Source organism: Marinilabilia rubra, assembly GCF_003121985.1.
GTDB classification, from domain to species: domain Bacteria; phylum Bacteroidota; class Bacteroidia; order Bacteroidales; family Marinilabiliaceae; genus Marinilabilia; species Marinilabilia rubra.
The window spans coordinates 176,311-183,013 of the sequence record NZ_QEWP01000011.1 but is presented as its reverse complement, the minus strand read 5'-3'; the positions used below and the strand labels follow the sequence as shown (position 1 = coordinate 183,013).

The 6,703-nt window shown below is 39.6% G+C and carries 3 protein-coding genes; all 3 read right to left on the bottom strand.

Annotated elements, in window-relative coordinates:
• Positions 1 to 99 precede the first annotated feature (99 nt).
• The 3 genes from DDZ16_RS14060 to DDZ16_RS14050 all read right to left on the bottom strand — a co-directional run bounded on the left by DDZ16_RS14060 (position 100) and on the right by DDZ16_RS14050 (position 6,659).
• Positions 100 to 414, bottom strand: coding sequence for a DUF6588 family protein (locus tag DDZ16_RS14060; RefSeq protein WP_109265120.1), 315 nt, complete (start codon positions 412 to 414; stop codon positions 100 to 102).
• A gap of 464 nt (positions 415 to 878) precedes the next feature.
• Positions 879 to 1,727: a DUF3667 domain-containing protein gene (locus DDZ16_RS14055; protein ID WP_109265119.1), complete on the bottom strand. Its 849-nt coding sequence runs from the start codon at positions 1,725 to 1,727 to the stop codon at positions 879 to 881.
• Between the two features lie 126 nt (positions 1,728 to 1,853).
• Complete coding sequence (locus DDZ16_RS14050) at positions 1,854 to 6,659, bottom strand: RecQ family ATP-dependent DNA helicase (protein ID WP_109265118.1); 4,806 nt, start codon at positions 6,657 to 6,659, stop codon at positions 1,854 to 1,856.
• Between the last annotated feature and the right edge of the window lie 44 nt (positions 6,660 to 6,703).

Sequence of the window (6,703 nt, the reverse complement as noted above, 5' to 3'; positions counted from 1 at the left end):
TTTATTGTTAAATAAATCACAGCAAATATATGAAGAAAATTCGACTATCATCCCGAAAGGGGTGAGTTGCGCCTGTTTACCAACCTTAAAATCAAGCACTTAGGCTTTGTAAGCCTGACGGCTATGCTCCGGAGGGTATAAACTACTTTCGGTATAAGCCTGAAAGTGTTTCTGACCGTCAGGGATAACAGCCATTTGCCCTACAACGCCAATGTAAAGTTGAAACCCTTTTTTCTTTATTACTGCCTGCCGGAATAAACCGCTGTTAAGATCCGCTGAAAATGCGTCGGCAAAGGGCTGCAGGTATTTTCTGCCATTTTCCTGTGTATACTTCGAAAGATAATCTTCCAAATCCTGGCCGGTTACCAGCCCCATACATAGAAAGGCCAAAGCCAATAGAAAAATCCGCTTCATAATCTTTCATTTAATTGTTCTTAAGAAGCATCGTCGAAGACTTTTCCCCGAAATGACGAGACATATTTTAAAGTCAAAATCATGAAAAAATGGTTTCAACTTTGTGCAGTGAGTTCGCAGACCAATGTACCTTCAGAGTATTGAGGGTTTATCCGTCCGGGAGAGTGCATCACCAGGGAGATTTTGCAAATGCCACTTTTAAACAAAAACCGGAAAGAATTTAATCTGAACCGGATTTTGCATCAACATCACTCCTCTCATTTTTACAAATATAAAGTTACGGGTTACCGGCACCTTAGGCAATAGCAGACGGATGGTTTCTTGAGGAGCGGTTCCTACAAGAGTTAAGTTACTAAATCATAAAATGAAGATGGTTTGTTTCCGGAAATGCCTTAAATTGAAATTTAAACACGGAGAACACAGGGAAACACAGAGATGGAATTCAATCATCCACAAAGTTGAATTTAAACCAACAAAAGGGTCAAAACCAAAGACATTATGGTTGTTCCCAGAAGAACCGAAACATTTACAAGACTAATAACGGTAAAAGCCATCAGAGTATATCGAAACCTTCTATTGAAGTAGCGTTTCATAGCCAAAACAATATGGGTAGACAAAAGCACCACTAAAAATATCGAGATCCAGGTAAACATGGCGTCCGGGACGAAATAGTCCAAAATATAAAGTAAAAACAAGCCAAACAATATCATTGTCTGTATGGAGGCCGAAAACACCAAATGTGAAAGGTAATAAGGTCTGCTTTTGCGGAAAAACACCCATGTCAGGAAACTAAAAAAGGGCAACAGAAAGAAAAGCACATATGGAAATGATGTAAGCCAGAGATTTTTGAAAGTCCCGGGATCTTCCTTTAGCATGGTGATTTTCTGTTTCATATCCATCCCCCACAAAAGAAAGAGTTCCTCGTTTGAAGCAGAAGTGGAAGCTTTCACCTCCACCGTGGGCTGCTCCACAGATGGTGTTTCTTCTGAATTTTCAGAGCTGCTGAACCATTCGGCACCCGAAAATTTAATGATAGTGAATAAAAAAACAGTAAAAACAAAATAAAGTCTGATTGGTGGCAGATAGCGTCTTCGCTTTCCTTCCATATACTGGTCAGGCACCCTTCCGGGAAACCGAAAGAACTCATACAGGGTCCGGAAAAGCTGTTTATCGAAATCCGTCAGCGGACTGAGTAATTCGGAGAATATCTCACGAAAAGGACGCCGAAGATTAACGTCTTTTTGTCCGCATTCGTGGCAAAAGGTTCCTTGAAGCAGGGTATTACAGTTTTTACAATAAATTGATTCGGCCATTACTGCTATTTTCCCAACAAAGTTATTGTTTTTAACATAACGATTGATTGATTTTAGTCAGCGTTTATGTGCAGTGAGGGCTTCACTTCGAGTGAAACCCTCACTATTTGGAAAACCAAACCATCTTCAAGCATCATCCTTTTTAAACTTCAACTCGGGCAAAATAATGAGAATCTCATTCTCAAAGTCTTCTTTCTGCCAATATAGTATAAAATTCACTTTCGCTTCTGACAATCTATACCCCTTATTCTCATATTCATTTATTGTTTCCTTATAACTCCCCGAAAACTTCAGGATGCAATTTCCATTATTATCATAACAGCCAGCGTTGTCAACCACCAACACATCCCCGGATTTAAGTTTGGAAATAAGATGTTGTTTGGTAATAAAATAGTCTAACCAAACATCCTTATGAGAAAGATGCATAACCACCAATTTGGCAGGATTATATTGAAAATCATCATTAATTCTTACCAGATTTTGACAACTTATTTCGTCAAGAAAATTGCCGTTTAGGTGAATCTCCAGATTTTGCTTGGCGCGTGTCATCGCAACATAGAGTTGTCTTTTCTTCTCATCAGAATCAGCGTTGAAATTATTCAACATCAAAAAAACATTGTCGAACTCCTTCCCTTTGGCCTTGTGGATGGTTGAAACAAAAATGGTTCCCCCATTGGTGTCAATAAAATCTTCATATTTCGATTCTCTCACAAAGACCTCAAAATCGGACTGGTACATCTTCTTCGGATTACTCCGTTCAAAATCCTTTATCAGATTAATGCACAAATCAATATTGGGACTGTTTTTAAATTTTTGCCAAAGGTTTCTTTTTGCCGCCTTCCAGTTACTGTCGCTAATCACGTATTTATCAGCCGCAAAATTTAGCTGTTCAATAAAACAGCGTACTTCTAAGAGGTTATACAAACTAAAGCCGTCATTGGATTGAATAAGCCGGGCGGGTAGCCCAAGAACACGCAAAAGACCCTCTATCTGCAATGCTTCAGAATTGCTATGCGTTAACACACAAGTGGTTCCTATCAGACTGGCAGAAGAGATACTTTTAACAACCGGCTTAATCAGGTTGGACGAGGAATACTTAATAATTTTCAGTCCCCCCGTGTCACTTGAAACGGGCATTATGGGAGTCTCCTTGAGCCGATGCGTAATCTTCCCGACAAACTGATTGGTGAATTCTACCAAATTTGCTTTACTTCGATAGTTTTCAATCAATTCTACCTTTTTAGCTTTTTGTTCGGTAATAAATTGCTCAAGATACTGAGAACTGGCTCCTCTAAACTCGTAGATATTCTGATCATCATCACCAACGGCAATCACTCTCATCTCTTCATTTTGCTCCATCAAAGCCTTTATCAACTCAAATTCATCGTGGTCCATGTCCTGGGCTTCGTCAATTACCAGAACGGTTTTAGTAATGCGGTTGGGTTCAATATCTTTATTTCTGATTTTCTCAACCGTTTTATGGATAATGGTTTGAGATTTTTCGATGGAACCAACCTTGCCCAACAGATCGAAACAATAGGCATGAAAGGTTTTAATTTCTATAAAGCAGGCCGCATTGCCAATTAACCCTATCAATCGCTGCTTAAACTCCGAAGCCGCAGCCCGGGAGAAAGTAACCATCAGCAATTGTTCGTGCTTCACATCCTCCAAATAGTACAGAGAAGCCAATTTATGGACCAGCACTCTGGTTTTTCCACTGCCAGGTCCTGCGGCTACAGCAATATAGGGAGAGGAATTGTCTTTTATAATATTCAACTGCGAAGGTGATAACTCGCCAAAAAGCTCTCTGAATTTCGCAGGTGTAATATTTCTTTTAATCTCATTCTGCCGACTGCCTTTGAAATATTTGTGCAGGAAAGATGAATAATTCAGATGGAAGTAATCTTCCACAAACTGCACTGCTTCCCGATAATCCCGGATCATTTTTTGGGCATATTCACCAACAATGTGAATCTGCTGAATTTTATTTTCATAAAACCGGCTAAGTTTCTTGTAGTCTTCGGTTTTGTATCTTCTTTTGTTATCCTTTTCAAGCCGTTCGATGGTCAGTTTATTGTAAACCACCAAAAAGCCCCCCTCTATCTTTATCGCATCAATTCTGGATAAATAAAACAGTGCGTCCTCAACATCAGAGGGCTTAATATTGAGTTTAAATAAAGCGTTCTGTTTCTCATATGCATTTTTCAGCTCATGCACGGAGAATTCGACCAATACCTGTTCTTTACGGGCATCATTCACCGATGCATTTTGGGAGCTTTTAAAATAGAGAAACTCAACAATAAAGCGGGCCAGTTCATGCCGCTTATCCAGTTTGTCTTTGAATACCTGTTCCAGGTAATTTGATATGATCGTTAAATGATTCTTTGAAGCATCGTGCTGTTTTCTTTTGAGCCAGTTTTTTATTACCCAGAAGTTGATTAGGGTCCTTATTTTATTCGGAGTAACATCTGCACATCCATATTCTTCTGCCTGCTCGTTAAGTTCCTTTATGTGAAACGACTTTTCCTTTTCCTCAAATTGGGTGGCCAAAAATTTCTCTATTCTACTAAATGAATTAACAATAGTGAGTGACCTGTTTTTGTTTTCCCCATGTTTAATAAATGCGGTCAGGTCTTTGGTATCAGCTAATACTTTTTCTTCACGTAATATATTAACAACATTAATGACGTCCTCTCTGGTAATTCCCAAATGGTCGGAAATATAATCTATTCTTGATTCCGCAGCCTCATCCGTTGCCTGCTTCCTGCTTTTGCTGGAGAAAAGTTTCTTAATAATCCGAGCGGCCTGTTGCTTTTGTTTTTCATTAAATTTTTCTGACAGGTTTATTTTTTCAATAGCATCTTGTGCATTTTTGGAGAGAATGCTGTTCGCGAAAATACGTGGCATATTTTGCCCCCGCTTAAGGTAACCTGCTTCTTCCAGTGCCGAAATAGCAGTGGTGACTCTTGTTTCTATCTCCATCACGTTATCGTCCCAACCGGCTTTTCGGGCAATCTCAAGGGCAGAATTGGATACGGTTGACCGGTATCGTGTTACATCTTTAATGGCCTTCCATATTTGTTGAATCTCCTTAATGCTCAATTTGGTCTGATTGAGTAACACAAAGTGTTTACCCAGGTCTTCCTCATTGTATAGCACGTAACAATCTGCTGTAAGATTTTCATCCCTTCCGGCCCTTCCGGCCTCCTGAACATAGTTTTCAAGTGAGTCTGATAATTCAAAATGAATCACCATCCCTACATCTTTCTTATCCACCCCCATTCCAAAAGCAGAAGTAGCAACAATGATATCAACATCCCCCCGGATGAAGGCATCCTGGTTTTCAGACTTCTCCTGCTTATCCATTTTCCCATGATAGGGTTTTGCCCGATATCCATCATTTGAAAGTCTTTCTGCAATTTGATAAGCCCTTCTTGTCCTCGATACATAAATAATAGTCGGACACGGTTTCCCATCAATCAGATTCCTTACTGTTTCATACTTATCCTCCTCATTATCTTTGGGAATAACCCTGTAGACCAGATTGGTACGTGAAACTTCTGAAGTATAAGTCTCTAGCTGCAATCCCAGTTTTTCGAGAAAATAATTTTTTATATCCTGAATGACATTTTGTTTGGCAGTTGCCGTAAAACACGACACCGGAATACCCTTTTCAAGATTTTTCTTTTCCTGTAAGCTCCTGATAAAATCACCAATATAGAGGTAATCAACTCTAAAATCCTGTCCCCATGATGAAAAGCAGTGGGCCTCATCAATTACAAACCGCACCACATTGCGCCCCAGCAATAACCGTTCAATGGACTTAGACCTTAGTGACTCTGGTGAGATATACAAAATGGAGGCCGTTCCGTTTTCAACTCTTTCGAAAGATTTGGCCCGATCAATAGGATCAAGCAGACCGTTGATGGTAACAGCTTCGGCAATGTTGGAACTTTCCAGATTATCCACCTGGTCTTTCATCAAAGATTGCAGGGGTGAAATAACAACCGTTAATCCCTTAACACTTTCACCACTCATCAGCGCCGGGACCTGAAAAGTCACTGACTTTCCGCCACCGGTAGGAAATACAGCCAATAGAGATTTGTTGCTAATGGCTGCCTTAACGGCATCTTCCTGAAGTGATTTTCCGCCATAGGTTCGATAAGCATCGAAACCAAAAAACTTCTTCAATCCAATCTTCGCATCGAGCGATTTATTACAATAAGCACAACCTTGTAGACAAGGATTGTTCCTTAATAAAAACATGATGCGTTCCACCTCAGGGTAATTCTTAACAACCCACGGAGGAGTTATGGAGTATCTGCTATTCGTGTTGATCAACGCCAGACAATAAGCTAATTCAACCGGATATTCACTGATTAAATTGAATAAATCAACGTTTTGGCAAATAAGACCTGAAAAACGTTTCTTTAGAATTCTGACAATATTAACATTTGGAGAAAAACACCCCACAAAATCAAAGAACCAGCGAAATTCCTTTTTGTCCCCCAATAATGAACGATAGATTTGCTTTAGCTCATCATCGGTTTCCCGGAATGCCGATACTTCATCGTAAAACAAGTCCTTAGCCTTTATGGCATCGTTAAGCGGATTATTTAATTCTTCAGTTTGCAGCTTATCGTCTTTTAAGAGCGCATGGTAAGGTCTGGCAGGAAATAACAAAGGAGATAAATACAAGGTATCAATGGCTTTGACATCTGACATTCCCTTATTTGTAGCACCTTCAAGGAATGGAAGGTCGTGATGAATAATGTTGTGACCACAGATGAATTCTGTTGGTTGTATAAAATCCAGGAAGTCTGTAATTGATTTAGAATGGAACTTTTGTCCGTCCACAGAAACACCGCCCAAATCAAGTACCTTCTTGCTTTTAGGATCAACCTCGGTATCTATGAAAACGATGTTGCTCATTGATTTTTTGAGTCACTACTCATTAAATAAGTTCTATAACATGA